General features: G+C 74.0%; 19 protein-coding genes. 12 read left to right on the plus strand and 7 right to left on the minus strand.

From position 1 onward, the window contains the following. Positions 1-119: 119 nt before the first annotated feature. The 3 genes from mshD to ABZV78_RS05680 all read right to left on the minus strand — a co-directional run bounded on the left by mshD (position 120) and on the right by ABZV78_RS05680 (position 2850). A complete protein-coding gene (mshD, locus tag ABZV78_RS05670; RefSeq protein WP_355635613.1) occupies positions 120-1046 on the minus strand; it encodes a mycothiol synthase in 927 nt (308 codons plus the stop codon). A 66-nt stretch (positions 1047-1112) separates the two neighbouring features. Then, on the minus strand, positions 1113-1982 hold the full coding sequence (locus tag ABZV78_RS05675; protein ID WP_355635615.1) for a polysaccharide deacetylase family protein: 870 nt from the start codon (positions 1980-1982) through the stop codon (positions 1113-1115). A gap of 154 nt (positions 1983-2136) precedes the next feature. After that, on the minus strand, positions 2137-2850 hold the full coding sequence (locus tag ABZV78_RS05680) for a response regulator transcription factor (RefSeq protein ID WP_091267462.1): 714 nt from the start codon (positions 2848-2850) through the stop codon (positions 2137-2139). A 250-nt stretch (positions 2851-3100) separates the two neighbouring features. Between ABZV78_RS05680 and ABZV78_RS05685 the strand changes: the two genes are divergently transcribed. The 6 genes from ABZV78_RS05685 (at position 3101) to ABZV78_RS05710 (ending at position 7576) form a co-directional block, all read left to right on the plus strand. Beyond that, entirely contained in the window at positions 3101-4144 is a 1044-nt protein-coding gene (locus ABZV78_RS05685) for a hypothetical protein (RefSeq protein ID WP_355635617.1), read from the plus strand. An 82-nt stretch (positions 4145-4226) separates the two neighbouring features. Continuing rightward, positions 4227-5012 (plus strand): DUF2993 domain-containing protein, encoded by a 786-nt coding sequence (locus ABZV78_RS05690; RefSeq protein WP_355635619.1) that lies wholly within the window; start codon positions 4227-4229, stop codon positions 5010-5012. A gap of 82 nt (positions 5013-5094) precedes the next feature. Beyond that, positions 5095-5172 (plus strand): Ms5788A family Cys-rich leader peptide, encoded by a 78-nt coding sequence (locus ABZV78_RS05695; protein WP_311202345.1) that lies wholly within the window; start codon positions 5095-5097, stop codon positions 5170-5172. Positions 5173-5376: 204 nt separating this feature from the next. Beyond that, positions 5377-6225: a sulfurtransferase gene (locus ABZV78_RS05700; RefSeq protein ID WP_355635621.1), complete on the plus strand. Its 849-nt coding sequence runs from the start codon at positions 5377-5379 to the stop codon at positions 6223-6225. A 4-nt stretch (positions 6226-6229) separates the two neighbouring features. Beyond that, positions 6230-6553, plus strand: a complete 324-nt coding sequence (locus tag ABZV78_RS05705; RefSeq protein WP_107075761.1) for a DUF1416 domain-containing protein — start codon at positions 6230-6232, stop codon at positions 6551-6553. A 243-nt stretch (positions 6554-6796) separates the two neighbouring features. Beyond that, positions 6797-7576: a hypothetical protein gene (locus tag ABZV78_RS05710; RefSeq protein WP_355635701.1), complete on the plus strand. Its 780-nt coding sequence runs from the start codon at positions 6797-6799 to the stop codon at positions 7574-7576. A 54-nt stretch (positions 7577-7630) separates the two neighbouring features. Here the strand turns inward: ABZV78_RS05710 and ABZV78_RS05715 are convergent, their stop codons facing one another. From ABZV78_RS05715 to ABZV78_RS05725, 3 genes are all read right to left on the minus strand, one after another. Next, a complete protein-coding gene (locus ABZV78_RS05715; RefSeq protein ID WP_355635623.1) occupies positions 7631-9685 on the minus strand; it encodes a glycogen debranching N-terminal domain-containing protein in 2055 nt (684 codons plus the stop codon). After that, positions 9682-10062, minus strand: a complete 381-nt coding sequence (locus tag ABZV78_RS05720) for an SCP2 sterol-binding domain-containing protein (RefSeq protein ID WP_355635625.1) — start codon at positions 10060-10062, stop codon at positions 9682-9684. Before ABZV78_RS05720 ends, ABZV78_RS05715 begins: the two co-directional genes overlap by 4 nt. Positions 10063-10147: 85 nt before the next feature. Further along, entirely contained in the window at positions 10148-10522 is a 375-nt protein-coding gene (locus ABZV78_RS05725) for a DsrE family protein (RefSeq protein ID WP_355635627.1), read from the minus strand. Positions 10523-10534: 12 nt separating this feature from the next. On the opposite strand from ABZV78_RS05725, the gene mtfM reads away from it, so the two are divergent. Continuing rightward, positions 10535-10639 carry a small membrane protein MtfM gene (gene mtfM, locus ABZV78_RS05730; RefSeq protein WP_046570768.1) on the plus strand — a complete coding sequence of 35 codons (105 nt, stop codon included), beginning with the start codon at positions 10535-10537 and terminating at the stop codon, positions 10637-10639. Then, positions 10633-11223, plus strand: coding sequence for an FABP family protein (locus ABZV78_RS05735; RefSeq protein ID WP_355635629.1), 591 nt, complete (start codon positions 10633-10635; stop codon positions 11221-11223). Before mtfM ends, ABZV78_RS05735 begins: the two co-directional genes overlap by 7 nt. 86 nt (positions 11224-11309) lie before the next feature. Here ABZV78_RS05735 and ABZV78_RS05740 read toward each other — a convergent pair whose 3' ends face one another. Next, positions 11310-12158, minus strand: coding sequence for an aminotransferase class IV (locus ABZV78_RS05740; RefSeq protein ID WP_355635631.1), 849 nt, complete (start codon positions 12156-12158; stop codon positions 11310-11312). Between the two features lie 67 nt (positions 12159-12225). Between ABZV78_RS05740 and ABZV78_RS05745 the strand changes: the two genes are divergently transcribed. The 4 genes from ABZV78_RS05745 (at position 12226) to ABZV78_RS05760 (ending at position 15763) form a co-directional block, all read left to right on the plus strand. Continuing rightward, entirely contained in the window at positions 12226-12654 is a 429-nt protein-coding gene (locus ABZV78_RS05745; protein WP_355635633.1) for a Fur family transcriptional regulator, read from the plus strand. Then, positions 12651-13763 (plus strand): folate-binding protein, encoded by a 1113-nt coding sequence (locus ABZV78_RS05750; RefSeq protein ID WP_355635635.1) that lies wholly within the window; start codon positions 12651-12653, stop codon positions 13761-13763. The genes ABZV78_RS05745 and ABZV78_RS05750 overlap by 4 nt, the downstream gene beginning before the upstream one ends. 118 nt (positions 13764-13881) lie before the next feature. Next, entirely contained in the window at positions 13882-14709 is an 828-nt protein-coding gene (locus tag ABZV78_RS05755; protein WP_355635637.1) for a 3-keto-5-aminohexanoate cleavage protein, read from the plus strand. A gap of 94 nt (positions 14710-14803) precedes the next feature. Next, positions 14804-15763 (plus strand): asparaginase, encoded by a 960-nt coding sequence (locus ABZV78_RS05760; RefSeq protein ID WP_355635639.1) that lies wholly within the window; start codon positions 14804-14806, stop codon positions 15761-15763. Positions 15764-15767 lie beyond the last annotated feature (4 nt).

Genomic DNA, 15767 nt, shown 5'->3' on the forward strand with positions numbered 1-15767 from the left:
TCGCGGCCCACTATCGCTAATAGTACGATTTTTCCGGGCAGCCGTTATCCGGCCGAGTCCACCACGTGACGCGGCCGTGACCGCTTACCCGAGGGGGCGGAGAAGGTGGCGTCGAGCCGTCAGCCGAGGTGGTAGTTGACGTGTCCCGACCAGCGGGCGAAGCCGAGCCGCTCGTAGAGGGCCACCGCGGCGGCGTTGGAGTCGTCCACGTAGAGCATCACCCGGTCCAGCCCGCGCTGGTCCCGCAGGTAGGCCAGGCCGGCGGTGGTGAGCGCCCGGCCGAGGCCCCCGCGGTGCGCGGACGGGTCCACGCCGAGCACGTAGACCTCGCCGATCCGGGCCGAGCCCGGGCGCTCGTGCACCTTGGTCCAGTGGAAGCCGAGCAGCCGGCCGGTGGCCGAGTCCTCCGCGAGCAGGAAGCCGGCCGGGTCGAACCACGGCTCGGCGAGGCGTACCCGCAGGTCGGCGGCGGTCCATCGGCCCTGCTCGGGGTGGTGGGCGAAGGCGGCGTTGTTGACCGCCAGCCAGGCGTCGTCGTCCTGGCCGGGGCGGAACGCGCGCAGCCGTACCCCGTCGGGCAGGGTGGGCTCGGGCAGGGCGGCGGTCAGCGGGCGGCGCAGTTGCCAGAGCACCCGGGCTCGGGTGAAGCCCAGGTCGACCGCGAGGGCGGCGGCCGACGGGTGGTCGCCGTGCGCCCAGGCCCGCAGCGGCCCGGCGGCGGCGGCCAGCACGCCCCGGACGAGGGCCCGGCCGGTGCCGCGCCGCCGGTACGCCGGATGCACCACCAGCTCCACCCCGATCCCGTCCGCGGGGTCGGTGGTGTCGAGGTGGGCGTACCCGCTCAGGGTGTCGTCGGGGGCCCTGGCGGTGAGGTGCACGGCGGGCGCCTGCGGGTCGCGCAGCCGGAGCAGCACGTGCTCGTCGAGCGGGTCCGCGCCGTCCGCGTCGCCGGCGACGCGGGCCAGCGCCAGCACCTCGGCGACCTCGACCGGCGCCAGCCGGTCGGCGCGGGCGACACGGTCGGCGGTCGGCGCGGTGCTGCTCATCCCGCCACCGTAGCGGCCGGCGGGCCGCCGATCATGCCGGACGCGGGCACCGGACGGTGGCGGTGATCACGTGGTGCCGGTGGGCAGCGCCTCGAGCTGGAAGCGGCTCAGCAGCTCGGGGAGCAGGTGCTGCAACGCCTCGACCGTGCCGGAGCGGTCCCCGCCCGCGTCGTGCAGGAGCACGATCGAGCCCGGCCTGGTCTGCGCCAGCACGGTCTCGGCGATCCGGGCGGCGCCGGGCGCCTGCCAGTCCGCCGGGTCCACCGCCCAGTGCAGCGGCGTCATGCCCATCTCCTCGCTGACCGACACCACCGGGTACGTCCAGGCCCCGCCCGGCTGCCGGAAGTATGCGATCCGCGCGTCCGGGGCCGCCGCCCGGATCGCGTCGTTGGTGCGCAGCAGGTCGTCCCGGATCGCGCCCGGCGAGCGCTTGCCCAGGGCGATGTCGTGGTTCCAGGAGTGGTTGCAGACGGTGTGCCCGTCGGCCACGATCGACCGGACCAGGTCCGGGTGGCTCTCCGCGTTCTCGCCGACCACGCAGAAGGTGGCCTTCACGCCGTACTCCTTGAGCAGGGCGAGCACCTGCGGCGTCCAGTGTGGGTCGGGTCCGTCGTCGAAGGTCAGCGCGATCCGGGCCGAGCCGGTGCTGACCTCGGCGCCGTACGGGCCCTCGCTGTCGTCGGCCTTGGGGGTGTGGTCCGGCGCGCTCGGGCTGGCGTCCGGGCTCGGCCCGCCGTAACCGCCGCCCGGCGGGCCGGGGAAGTCGGTGCTGGGCGGCTGATCGCCGTAGTGCGGGGCGCGGACGCTCGCCGCCACGCCCGTGCCCCGGTGCGGCTGATCGGGCACCAGGCTGCGCCCGAGCGCGTAGGCCGAGCCGAGCAGCGCGGCCAGCACCAGCGTCACCATCCCGGCCGCGCGGAGCGTCGAGGCCGACATCAGCGGGCCCGACCGTTCGTCGCCTCCGTGGTCACCACACGCACCGTCGCCCCCTTCGCCCGGCAGATCCGGCAGTCAGAGTAGGTCTGACTGGGCGGGCAAAAGGGGCATAACGGCGGAAGGCCCCCCGATGGGGGAGGGTCGGGGACCTCCGTCAGACGGGCAGCGGGGCGGGCTCCGACTCCGGCAACGAGCGGGACGGCGGCACCACGAACTTGTAACCCACCTGGCGCACCGTGCCGATCATCGACTCGTACTCCGAGCCGAGCTTGGCGCGCAGCCGGCGGACGTGCACGTCGACCGTGCGGGTGCCGCCGAAGTAGTCATAGCCCCAGACCTCGCGGAGCAACTGGTCCCGGGTGAACACCCGGCCCGGGTGCTGGGCGAGGAACTTGAGCAGCTCGAACTCCTTGTAGGTGAGGTCGAGCGGGCGGCCCTTCAGCTTGGCCGCGTAGGTGTCCGGGTCGATGGTCAGCTCGCCGGCCCGGATCGAGCCGCCGGCACCCGCCGTCGCGTTGCTCAGCCGGCCGACCGCGAGCCGCAGCCGGGCCTCCACCTCGGCCGGCCCCGCCCCGGCCAGGATCACGTCGTCAACGCCCCAGTCGGCGTTCAGCGCGATCAGCCCGGCCTCGGTGACGACCGCGACCAGCGGCACACCCAGCCCGGTGGCGTGCAGCATCCGGCAGGTGGCGCGGGCCTCGCTCAGTTCGGCGCGGGCGTCCACCAGGACGGCGTCCGGGGTCGGGCCGGAGACCAGCGTGCGCACGTCGCGCGGCGCGGTGCGGACCGAGTGCGGCAGCAGGTCGAGCGCCGGCAGCACCGCCGATGGTTCACCTGCGCGCGCGGTCACCAGCAGCAGGAGCTCCACACGATCACCTCCGTCCCGGCGGCTCTGCGGCCGCGCGCGACCAGCGGCACTCCCGAGAGGGTGGCGCTGAGAATTTGCGTGGGTCCCGGCGTCGCTGACGGGCGGGTAACGGCTTGAGCGTAACCGATGGCCCGGCCGTCACCTCTGTGCCCTTTCCTGTTTGTCGGATCTGCCCCTGATCGCGGCTCAGGTTTTAACGTTGCCGAAACCGTGACTCGGCCGGGCCGGCCCGGTCTGGCACGATCGGGGCGTGTTTCCCTCGACCTCGCCCGACACCGGCCGTGACCCGTGGTCCGACGACGCGGCCCGCGGGCCCGCCGGCCCCGCCCGCGGCTACCCGCCGGCCCCGCGAACCGGCCCGGCCGACGACGACGGGCGGGAGCGGAAGGGCCCCCGCCGGCTCCGCAAGGGCGGGCCGGGCCGGCGCCCGGACGACGAGTCCGACGAGGCGCCCGAGGAGGAGGTGCCGCCGGTCCCGGTGCGCCGCCCGCTCGCAGCGACCGTCGCGGGCTTCGCCGCGCTGCTCGGCGTGGGCCTGGTGCTCGGCGCGCAGACCGCCGGCCCGGGGCACCGGCTGCCCTTCGCGTTCATCATCTTCGGCGTCCAGCTGCTCTTCGTGCTGGCCTGGACGATGGCCATGCGCCCGCCCGCGCTGCTGGTCGTCGCGCTGGTCAGCGCCGGTGCGGCCGGGATCGCCGACGCCGCGGCCGTGCAGTCCGACATCGCCGGCCTGGCCCCCCTCGGCTACGCGGCCGCCGCCGGTTTCGTGCTCGGCGTGCTCGGCCAGCTCGTCCGCCGGGTCGACCGGGTCCGGGTGACCGACTCGCTGGGCAGCACCCTGCTGATCGTGGTGGGGGTGGTCGCGTTCGCCACGCTGATCGTGCTCAGCCGGATCCCGAAGGGCACCCAGGCGATCACCGTCTGCCTCACCGCCACCGGGGTGGCCCTGCTGGTGGCCCGGCTGACCGACGCGGTGGCCCCCTGGCCCCGGCTCGCCCCGCAGGTGCCCCGCGGCGCCGCCGGCGTGGTCGCCGGCGCCATGCTCGGCACCCTGACCAGCGCCGTGCTCGGCAGCTACCTGGTCGGCTTCACCCCGACCAGCGCCGCGCTGGTCGGCCTGGTCACCGCGGGCACGGCCGTGCTGGCCGACCTCGCCGTCGGCTACGCCGAGGCGGGCCGGCTGATGGCCGGGGAGCCGCCCACCATGTGGGTGGCGCGGCACATGCAGGGCCCGCTGGGCGGCTTCGCGCTCGCCGCGCCGGCCGCGTACGCCATGTGCGTGCTGTTCCTCTGAGCGCGCGGTTGGGGAAACGGCGCGTCGGGTAAGTACGGTTGCGCCGCGAGACGCGGTGTTCGGCGCGAGGGCAGGAGGCGGCGTGGCAGAGGCGTACCCGGCGAACGAGGGCCGGCCCCGGCGGCGGGGCCGGAAGGTGCTGGTCGGTTTCGTCGTCCTGCTGCTGGTCCTGGCCGGGCTCCTGGTCGTCGCCGACCGGGTGGCCGCCGGTGTCGCCGAGCGGGCCATCGCCGACCAGGTGAAGCAGGAGGTCGCCAAGCAGGACGCGCAGTCCGCGGCGCCCCAGGTCGAGGTGGGCGGCTTCCCGTTCCTCACCCAGGTGCTCGCCGGCAAGTACGAGCACATCTCGATCGTGCTGACCGACGTGCGCGGCAACGTGCAGGGCGACGCGGTGAACGTGCCGCGGCTGGACGTGGACGCCCGCAACGTCAAGGCGTCGCTGGACACCCTCCGCTCCGGACAGGGCGACGTGGTGGCCGAGAGCGTCGACGGCCGGGGCACCGTGACCTACGACAGCCTGGCGAAGCTGCTCGACCGGCCCGGGCTCACCCTGGGCGAGCGGAACGGCAAGCTCGCGGTCACCGCGCCGGTGGACATCCTCGGCGCCAAGCTCACCGTCAACGGCACCGCCGACGTGACGGTCGCCAACGGCAAGGTGGCGCTGCGCTTCAACGACCTGACCGCCGAGGGCCTGCCCAACCTGCCGCTCGCGAAGACGCTGCTGGCCAACTACGCCCGGGGCATCTCCATCGACGTGCCCCTGCCGGAGCTGCCGTTCCAGCTCAACGTGCGCAAGGTGGAGCCGCAGCCGGAGGGCCTGGTGGTCACCGCCGACGCGCGGAACGTGCCGATCAACTCCGCCGGTTGAGGCCGGCCCGCCACCCCGGCGGTGTCCCGGATGCTGGTCGGCCCGGTGGCGCCGGCCCGGCCGGCTGGTAGTGTCCCTCCCCATGGGGACGCTCCTCACCAAACGGCGCGCGGTCGACCTGTGCCGCGTGGCCACCTGCCTGTGTCGCCCCGTCATCTGACGGCGGGGCTGTCCTCGGCCGCCTAGCGGCCACCGGCACGCAGGGTCCGCGTACCCTCCGGTTTTCCCCCTGATCGCCCGGCAGCGGCGCCGTCGCACGTACCCGTGATCCGTTCCTAGCTCTGGGTCCCGCGCGTGGTGCGACAATCACCGACTTCGATCTCCGCGCGCTGGCTCACCATCCATCCTCACAGGGAGTGATCTGATGAGTCGCGACACCGCACTCGTCTCGGCCGAGTGGGCCGAGAAGAACATCGACGCCCCGGGCGTCGTCTTCGTCGAGGTCGACGAGGACACCTCGGCCTACGACACCGGCCACATCGCGGGCGCCGTCAAGCTCGACTGGCGTACCGACCTCCAGGACCCGGTGCGCCGGGACTTCGTCAACCAGGCCCAGTTCGCGGCGCTGCTCTCGGCGCGGGGCATCGGCAACGACGACACCGTGATCCTCTACGGCGGCAACAACAACTGGTTCGCCGCCTACGCGTACTGGTACTTCAAGCTCTACGGCCACCGCGACGTCAAGCTGCTCGACGGCGGTCGCAAGAAGTGGGAGCTGGACGCCCGGCCGCTGGTCACCGACAAGGTGGAGCGCCCGGCGACGCAGTACGTCGCGCAGGAGCCGGACACCTCGATCCGTGCCTTCCGCGACGAGGTGGTCGCCGCGATCGGCGCCAAGAACCTGGTCGACGTGCGCAGCCCCGACGAGTACGCCGGCCGGCTGCTCGCCCCGGCCCACCTCCCGCAGGAGCAGGCCCAGCGTGCCGGCCACGTGCCGACCGCGATCAGCGTCCCGTGGTCCAAGGCGGCCAACGAGGACGGCACGTTCAAGTCCGACGACGAGCTGCGCAAGATCTACGCCGACGCCGGGCTGGACGACAGCAAGGAGACCATCGCCTACTGCCGGATCGGCGAGCGCTCCTCGCACACCTGGTTCGTCCTCCAGGAGCTGCTCGGCCACCGCAACGTGAAGAACTACGACGGCTCCTGGACCGAGTACGGCTCGCTGGTCGGCGTTCCGGTCGCACTCGGCGACGAGCCCGGGGAGGCGTGATCCCATGACTGCTCCCACCGCCGCCGGCTGCGCCGCCCCGGACCAGGCCGCCCCCCTCCCGGCCAGCCTGGACCTGGAGAAGGAAACTGTCATCACCGGCCTGGTCAAGGCCGAGTCCGGCGAGGCCGTGCCGGGCGCCTACGTGCGGCTGCTCGACTCGACGGGCGAGTTCACCGCCGAGGTGGTGACCTCCCCGGCCGGCCAGTTCCGGTTCTTCGCCGCGCCGGGCAACTGGACCCTGCGGGCGCTCTCCCGGCACGGCAACGGCGACACCGCCGTCGCCGCCGCCCGCGGGATCAACGAGGTGACCGTCACGGTCGCCGCCTGACCCACGCTCTGATCGTGGCCCGCCGCTCCATCCGGGGCGGCGGGCCACGGGCCGTTCCGGAGCCGGCACGCCCGCCGCGGCAGCGTGCTTCGGCCCGCGGTCGCGCCGGCCCGACCAGCGGTGCGCCGAGGCGCGGCCCGACCGGTCGCCGCCGCGTGACACCATGGCCCGGTGACTGGTGCCGTCCAGGCGGGATACGCCCCGCCGACCCGCCCCGACCAGCCGAGCCGCGGCCGGCGTCGGCTGCGCTGGCTGGTGGCCGCCACGGTGGCGTGGGCGGTGCTGCTCGCCGGGCTGACCTGGTGGTCGGTGCGGCACGACCCGCCGACCGTGAAGGAGCAGCGCACCCTGGGCGAGGCGGTGCCGGTGGCGACTCGGGCGGCGGGCCACCTGGTGGCCGCCCTCGACGACGCCGCCTGGGCGTTCACGCCGCCCGTCGTCGAGCGGGGCTGCCGCGTCACCCCGCTGGCCGACGGTGCGTCGCTCACCCGGGGGGTGGACGTGCTGGTGCCCGCCGGTGGGGAGCGCGAGGTGCTGGAGCGCGTGGCGCGGCGGCTCCCCGCCGACTGGCGGGCCGGAGTGGCCATGGAGGCTGGCAGCCCCCGGCTGCGAGCCGACGCGGGGGAGTTCGTCGCGGTCGACGGCCGGGCGGTGGCCGACGGCCGGGTCCGCTTCTCGGTGGACACCGGCTGCCGCCCGCTCGACACCACCGTCGTCGACGCCCACCTGCTGCCGGGGTACCCCCTGGGGTCGGAACTCGACGGGGCGCTGCGGGCCCTGGGCCGGCCGGCCCCACCGGGCCCCGAGCATCTCGTCGCCCCGTGCCCGGCGGGCGGGGTCGCCCGGACGGTCCGCGTCGCCGCCGGCGCGGAGCCGGTGTCGCTGGCCGCGCTGAAGCCGCTCGGCGCCGCGGTGGTCGACCGCCCCGAGGAATACGCCTACCGCAGCGGATCCGTCGTCGTGCTGGCCGACGCCACCGGCGACCAGCTCCGGCTGGCGGCCTCCACCGGCTGCGCCGGCTGACGTCCCGGCGGCCGGCCGGGCGACCGCGCGTCTTCCGGCGGACCGGGTCGACGGTCAGTGCCCGGGCTGGTGTTCGTGCGGCGAGCGGCTGCGGCCCAGGGCGTCCACCCGGCCCCACCGGCCGGGGATGTCGAGCAGCTCCACCCGGCCCATCCCGCCGGGGACGGCCGGGTCGATGATCAGGTGCTCGCCCTGCGGCTCCAGGCCGAGCATCACCCGCAGCAGCAGCAGCGGGGTGCCGGCCGACCAGGCCTGCGGGCTGCACGCGGTCGGATACTGCACCGGGTAGTCGGTGAGGTCCCGCTCGTAGCCGGCGAACGCCTCGGGGAGCCGCCCGCCGAAGAAGCGGGACGCGCTGAGCATCGCGTCGCAGATCTGGCCGGCCTCGTCCCGGAAGCCGTACTTCCACAGGCCCCACGCGATGATCGAGTTGTCGAACGGCCAGACCGTGCCGACGTGGTAGCCGACCGGGTTGTACCGGCCCTGGTCGTCGGCGAGGGTCCGCACGCCCCAGCCGGAGAAGAGCCGCGGCCCGAGCAGGTGTCCGGCGACGGCCGCCGCCCGGGATTCGTCGACGATGCCGCTCCAGAGCAGGTGGCCGATGTTGGAGGAGAGGGCGTCCACGTGCCGCCCCTCCGGGTCCAGGGCGAGCGCGTAGTGCTCCCGCTCCGGGATCCAGAAGTCCCGGTTGAACCGCTCCTTCAGCGCCGCCGCCTCGCGCTCCAGCCGGTCGGCGTACGCCGGGTCGTTCCAGAAGGTCCGGGCCAGCCGGGCGCCCCGCAGCTTGGCGTCGTACGCGTAGCCCTGGAGTTCACAGGTGGCCCGGGGAAATTCCGGCAGCCGGCCGTCGGAGTAGGAGATCGAGTCCCAGGAGTCCTTCCAGCACTGGTTCTGCAGGCCGGTCTCCGGGTTGCGGGTCATGTACCAGACGTAGCCGGTGCCGAGCAGGTCCCCGTACGTGTCGAGCCAGGCCAGCGCCGCCCGGGTGGGTTGCTCCAGCTGCTTGACCAGCGTCGCGTCCCCGGTCCACCGCTCGTACTCGTCGAGCAGGACGACGAAGAGCGCCGTGGTGTCGGCCGAACCGTAGTACGGCGAGTGCGGCTGCTCCTCGAAGCCGGCGGTCTCGCCGTAGCGCAGCTCGTGCAGGATCTTGCCGGGCTCCTCGTCCCGGAAGTCGTCCAGCCGGCTGCCCTGGAGAGCGGCCAGCATGGCGATGGTCGGCGGGACCAGTTCCGGCAGGAACGGCAGCACCTGGAGCGAGGTGAAGATGCTGTCCCGCCCGAACAGGGTCATGAACCAGGGCAGGCCGGCGGCGAGCAGCCGTACGCCCAGCGTGATCGACTCGTACCGGAGGGCGGCCAGGTCGTTGAGGCTGCGCCGGTACGCCCCGGCCAGCGGCTGGCAGTCGCAGCCCAGCTTCGGGGCCCGCGCGATCAGCTCGTTCTGCTCGGCGTGGATGGCCGCCACCGTGCGCTGCCCGCCGAGCGGCAGGGTGGCCCGGAAGTCCTCCCCCCGGGCCCCGAAGATCATCGTGGACACGTGCAGCCGGTTGGTCCACTCGCCGTGCGGCCCGACCCGGATCCGGAAGGTCATCCCCGCCTGGTCGACCTCGGCCTCGGCGGTGCTCTTCACCACCGCCTCCCGGTGGAACCCCTCCCGCCGGTAGGTGAGCCGCAGCTGACGGTCGCTGACCGTGGGCGTGGTGCGCCCCTTCTTCTCCCGCTTGTGCTTGATCTCGAACAGGTCGGCGAAGTCGGAGCCGATGTCGAGCCGGAGGGCGAACTCCACCTCCTGCCCCGAGTGGTTGAGCAGGGTCAGCTCCTCGTCGAAGCTGCCGCCGATCGACCGGCTGCGGATCACCGAGACCTTGGCGTCCAGATAGTGCGTCGGCTCGCCGGGGACCAGGAAGAACCGGGTCCGGTACGACAGCGAGTCGTCGATCGAGAGCGCGTGCAGCCGCTGCCCGTTGAGGGTGAGCAGCCAGGTCGAGATGAAGCGGGTGTCGAAGGAGAAGAGCCCGGTGGGGAAGTCGAACGACGGCTCGATGTCGCCGCGCCGGTCGCTGACCAGGAACGTGTTGCCGTCCAGGATGCTGACGCGTTCCTTCATCCCGACCGCCGGACGTGTTCGCGGGCGGTCTCCCGGGGGTCCCGGACGCCGGGCGGACCGGGGAAGAACCGGCGGAACACCAGGAACAGCACCACATTGCCGCTGAACGTGGCCTCGTTGCGCAGCACCGCCGCCAGGCCCTGCTCCCGGCCGGTGACCAGCCCCTCGAACAGGTCGGCGCTGACGGTGAAGACGGCGTCGGCCGGCAGTTGCTCCCGGCTCACCTGGATCGACCCGGGCGCCATCACCAGGAACCAGTGCTCGGTGCGGTTGCCGGTGGTCAGGTCGAGCTGAAGGTGGCCATGGATCGGACCGCGCAGCACCGCCGGGGCACGCGCCGGCAGGGACGCGAAGAACCGTTCGATCGCCTCACCCACATCCGAATCGTAGGCAGCGGTCGGACATGTCGGGTCAGGATCGGCAGTCCACGCGGAACGGACATCCGCCGCGCGGCCGGACGGTTCAGTAGACCAGGGCCTGGGCGCCCTCGGTCATCGCCTCCTCGACGAAGACCGCCGCCCCGGCGATCCGTACGCCGGGGATCACGTCGTCCTGGCCGATGTCGCGGCGGGCGGCGCACTGGGTGCAGGCGGTCACTTTGCCGGTGGCCAGGATGACGTGCAGCAGCTCGCCCAGCGGCGCGGAGTGCGGCAGTTCGAACTCCTGCGCGCGCCCGGGCAGCGCGAACCAGGTCGACTCCCCGGTGAGCCAGAGTGAGACGTCGACACCGGCGGCGGCCGCGGTGGCGGCGACGGTGAAGGCCTGTGCGCAACGCTCCGGGGCGTCCGCGCCGGCGGTGGCCTTGACGACCAGAGTGCGGGCCATGACGACCAGCATAGGATGGCCGGGATGGTTACCGAGATCGGGTTCGTCAGCCTGCTGGTCGCCGGCCTGGGTGCGCTCGCCGGTGGCCTGGTCTACCTCGCTGTTCGCATCTCGAGAGGAAAATGGTGAGCGAGAACCCGCTCCAGCCCCCGTGGCTGAACGCGCCGCCGGTCGACCCGTACCCGTACGAGGAGAGCCACGACCTGCGCGTCGGCCCGAAGCTGCACCGGAGCCTGGACGGCCTGCTGCCGTACATCGGGGTGTGGCGCGGGCGGGGTCGCGGCGGGTTTCCCACCATCGAGGACTTCGACTTCGCCCAGGAGATCCGGATCAGCCACGACGGCCGGCCGTTCCTGTTCTACGAGTCCCGGGCCTGGATCCTCGACGAGCAGAGCCGCCCGGTCCGCCCGGCCGGCCGGGAGGTGGGCTGGTGGCGTCCGGTCATGGACGGCGACCGGGTCACCGACGAGCTGGAAGCGCTGATGACCACGCCCACCGGCGTGATGGAGCTGCACATCGGCAAGCGCAAGGGCACCCAGATCGAGTTCGCCACCGACGCGGTGGTCCGGACGGCCACCGCCAAGGAGGTCACCGCCGGCGCCCGCCTCTTCGGCATCGTCGAGGGCGCCCTCCTCTACGCCCAGGAGATGGCCGCCATGGGCCATGCCCTGAGCCCCCACCTGTCCGCCCGCCTAACCCGAGTAGCCGGCTGACCCCTGCCCAGCCCCGGGGCAGGCCACCCCGTCGATCATGAAGTTAGCGGCGACAAATCGGACGCGGAACGCCGCCAACTTCATGATCAACCCGCCTCGAAGCCCAGGAGGGTGAGGAGGGCCGGGGTCTGGGGGGAGCGAGGGCGGGGGGTTTTGTCCAGGGATCTGATCTCTGCCAGGCCGCGCAGCGACGAGGTGAGCCAGATGGCGTCGGCCTCGTGCAGGTCGGTCGGGGTGGGTAGGTCTTCGTCGGTCCCGAAGCCCAGCTCGCCCGCGTGGTCGAGGAGCCAGCGGGCGGTGACGCCGGGGAGGATGCCGGTGGCCCCGGCCGGGACCGTGCGGAGGGTGTCGCCGGTCAGCCAGACCACGTTCGCGGTCGGCGCCTCCAGCACGTAGCCGTCGGTGGAGACCCAGAGCACGTCGTCCACCCCGGCCCGCTCCGCCCAGCGGCGGGCGGCGGTGCTCAGCGCGTACGAGGTGGACTTCACCCCGACCGGCAGCCAGCCCAGCTCGGGTCGGGAGCGGGCGGCCACCCCGAGCGGCAGGGTGGCGACAGTCACCCCGTCCCGCCGGGCCCGCCGGGCGGCCGCCGGGACCTCGCCCAGCGTGGCGTAGACCGTCGGCGGCCCGCCGCCCTCCGGCCCCCGGGTGCAGACCAGCCGCAGCGCGCCCTCGACATCCGGCGGCCAGCCGGCCCGGACCGTGTCGAGCAGCTCGACCAGCACCTCGGTGGGGGGCAGGGCCAGCCCGATCGCGGCCGCGCCGGCCCGCAGCCGGGCCAGGTGGGCGTCGCGCAGCCAGGGTTGCCCGCCGCGCAGGTGCAGGGTCTCGAAGAGGCCGTCGCCGTGCAGCACGCCCCGGTCGTCGCCGCGCAGCACCGCCTCGCCGGCCGGTACGACACCCCGGCCCGGCACGGCCACCCGCGTCGCCACCACGAGCGCAGCGTAGTGGCGTACCTCGCCGGCGGGCGGACCGGCGCGGCGGCCGAACTATGATCGGACGGTGTCCGAATCCTCCCTGGCGGAACTGCTCCGCTCCCGTGGGCTGCGGCTGACGGCGCAGCGGCAGCTGGTCCTCCAGGCCGTCATGGACCTGGGGCACGCCACGCCGGAGCAGGTGCACACGGCGGTGCGCGAGGTGGCCGCCGGGGTCAACATCACCACCATCTACCGGACCCTGGAGCTGCTGGAACGGCTGGGCCTGGTGACCCACACCCACCTGTCGCACGGCTCGCCGACCTACCACGCGGCCGGTGAGCACCAGCACGTCCACCTGGTCTGCCGGGAGTGCGGCGCGATCGACGAGATCGACCCCCAGCTGCTCCGGCCGCTGGCCGACCAGTTGGCCGCGCAGCGGGGATTCCAGGTCGACATCGGGCACGTGGCGCTCTTCGGCGTCTGCGGCCAATGCGAGGACGGGGAACGTAAATGATCGACATCGCGGGCGCGGTGACCGCCGAGGCCATCGACGAGGAGACCCGGGACCAGCCCGAGCCGGCCCACCGGGCGGCCGGGGTCGGCCCGGTGGCCGCCCACTACGGCGACCCGATGCGCGAGCAGCGCATCCTGGCCACCGGCGTCGGCCTGGTCGACCGCTCGCACCGCGGGGTGGTCGCGGTGCCGGGCGAGGAGCGGATGACCTGGCTGCACACGCTGACCAGCCAGCACCTGGCCGCGCTGCGCCCGTGGCAGGGCACCGAGCTGCTGGTGCTCTCCCCGCACGGGCACGTCGAGCAGCACGCCCTGGTCGCCGAGGACGGCGAGACCACCTGGCTGGACACCGAGCCGGGGATGACCGGCGGTCTTTTGTCCTACCTGGAGAAGATGCGGTTCTTCAGCAAGGTCGACCCGCGTGACGTCACGGCCGACCACGCACTGCTCTCGCTGGTCGGGCCGGAGGCCACCGGCGCGCTCGACACCCTCGGGGTCACCGGGCTGGCCGCGCCGGACGTGGTCGCGGTGCCGGGCCCGAAGTTCCGCTCCGGCGACCTGCCGCCCCGGCCCTCCGTGGTGTACGACGTGAAGCCGCTGGCCGTCGGTGGCTGGGCCCGGAGGGTGGCGCTCGGCGTCGACCTGCTGGTGCCTCGCCCGGCCATGGCTGGGGTGGTCGACGAGCTGCGCGGCGCCGGCGTGCCGGTGGCCGGGCTGTGGGCGTACGAGGCGGTGCGGGTGGCCGCCCGGCGCGCCCGGGCCGGGGTGGACACCGACCACCGGACCATCCCCGCCGAGGTGGGCCTGATCGGCTCGGCCGTGCATCTGGACAAGGGCTGCTACCGCGGGCAGGAGACGGTGGCCCGGGTGCACAACCTGGGCAAGCCGCCGCGCCGCCTGGTCCTGCTGCACCTGGACGGGGTGACCACCGACCAGCCGCCGGCCGCCGGCACGCCGGTGACCCTGGACGGCCGGGCGGTCGGCTTCGTCGGCACCGCGGTGCACCACTTCGAGCTGGGTCAGATCGCCCTGGCCGTGGTCAAGCGCAACGTGGCCGACGACGCCCGGCTGCTGGTGGGGGAGAGCGCCGCCGCCATCGAACCGGCGTAAGGGATGTCGTTCCGGCGGTCCTAAGGCGGAAAATCTTCCGCTTTCGGCGGCAGGTGCGCACGATTCTGCAGCGTTCCGGCTGTCGACCGGAGGGCGGTCGGCGGTCTAGGATCCGGGCATGACCACAGGAACGTTGATCACGGTTGCCCCCACCGGCGCGGAGTCGGCCAAGGCGGAGGTGCCGGCGCTGCCGGTGACCCTCGACGAGCTGCTGCTGACCGCCAAGGAGTGCGAGGCGCTCGGCGCCGCCGTGATCCACGTCCACATCCGCGACGACGAGGCGAAGCCCACCCTCGACCAGGGCCGGCTGCGGGAGACCGTGGCGGCGCTGCGGCAGAGCACCGACCTGATCGTGCAGCTCTCCTCCGGCGGCGCGGTGACCGACCCGGAGGCCGCCCGGCTGGCCGTGCTCGACGCCGGTCCGGACATGGCCTCCTGCACCATGGGCACGGTCAACTTCGGCGACGACGTGTTCCTGAACCGCTGGGAGTTCATCGTCGAGCTGCACACCCGGATGCAGGAGCGGGGCGTCGTCCCCGAGTACGAGATCTTCGACCTCGGCCACCTCACCGCGCTCCAGCGCCTGCTCGGCAAGTACGGCCTGCCGCACGGCGGGCACGTGCACGTCGACTTCGTGATGGGCGTGCCGGGCGGCATGCCGGGCACCACCGCCACCCTGGTGGCCGCCCAGCAGATGCTGCGCGACCTGCCCGAGGGCACCACCTTCTCGGCCACCGGCATCGGTCGCAGCACCATTCCGGTGATGCTGGCCTCGCTGTCGGCCGGCGGTCACCTCCGGGTCGGCATGGAGGACACGGTCACCTACGCCAAGGGCCGGCCGGTCGAGTCCAACATGCAACTGGTCGCCCGCGCGGTCGGTTTCGCGCAGCTCGCCCAGCGTCCGCCGCTGACCACCACCGAGGCCCGGGCGCTGCTCGGCCTGTAAGCGACGACCCGCCCGGCACCCCTGTACGTGCGCGGCTGACGCCGCTGGTCACCCCGGTGCCGGGCCCGCCGAGCCCGTCGGTACCGTCCACTCCGTGGGAAAGACGTACGAGGGCGGCGTGCCGCTCGCCGAGGTGGTCCGGTCCGGGTTCGTGGAGGGTGTCCACCGTGGTTCCGTGGCGGTGCTCGACGCCACCGGCGCGCCGGTGTCCGGGGCGGGGGACGCCACCTCGCCGATCTTCCCCCGGTCGTCGAACAAGCCGATGCAGGCGATCGGGATGCTCCGGTCCGGCCTGCCGCTGACCGACCCGGCCGACGTGGCGCTGGTCTCGGCGAGCCACGCCGGCGAGGAGTTCCACGTCGAGCGGGTCACCACCCTGCTGCGCGGCGCCGGCCTGACGGAGGAGGCGCTGCACTGCCCGCCGGACCTGCCGGTCGGCGAGGCGGCCCGGGAGGCGGTGCTGCGCGCCGGGGGCGGGCCGACCCGGACCCTGATGAACTGCTCCGGCAAGCACACCGGGATGCTGCTCACCTGCCTGGCCGCCGGCTGGCCGCTGGACGGCTACTGGCGTCCCGAGCACCCGCTCCAGCAGCGGCTCACCGCCGCGATCGAGGAGTTCACCGGGGAGACGGCGGCGGCCGTCGGAGTGGACGGCTGCGGCGCGCCGGTGCTCGCCGTCTCGCTGACCGGCCTGGCGCGGGCCTTCCTGCGGCTGGTCTCCGCCGAGCCGGGCACCGTCGAGCGGACCGTGGCCGACGCGATGCGGGCGTATCCGGAACTGGTGGGCGGCACCCAGGCCGACGACACCCGGCTGATGCGCGGCGTACCCGGGCTGCTGGCCAAGGTCGGCGCGGAGGGTGTGATCGCGGCGGCGGTCCCGGGGGCCGGCGCGGTCGCCCTCAAGATCGACGACGGCGCCGGGCGGGCCCGGATGCCGGTGCTGGTTTCGGCGCTGCGCCGGCTCGGCGTCGAGGCCCCGGTGCTGGCCGAGTACGCCGAGATCCCGCTGCTCGGCGGCGGCCTGCCGGTCGGCGCCGTCCGTCCGGTCTGGTAGCGGC

The sequence above is a fragment of the Micromonospora sp. NPDC004540 genome (genome assembly GCF_040610095.1).
Taxonomy (GTDB): domain Bacteria; phylum Actinomycetota; class Actinomycetes; order Mycobacteriales; family Micromonosporaceae; genus Micromonospora.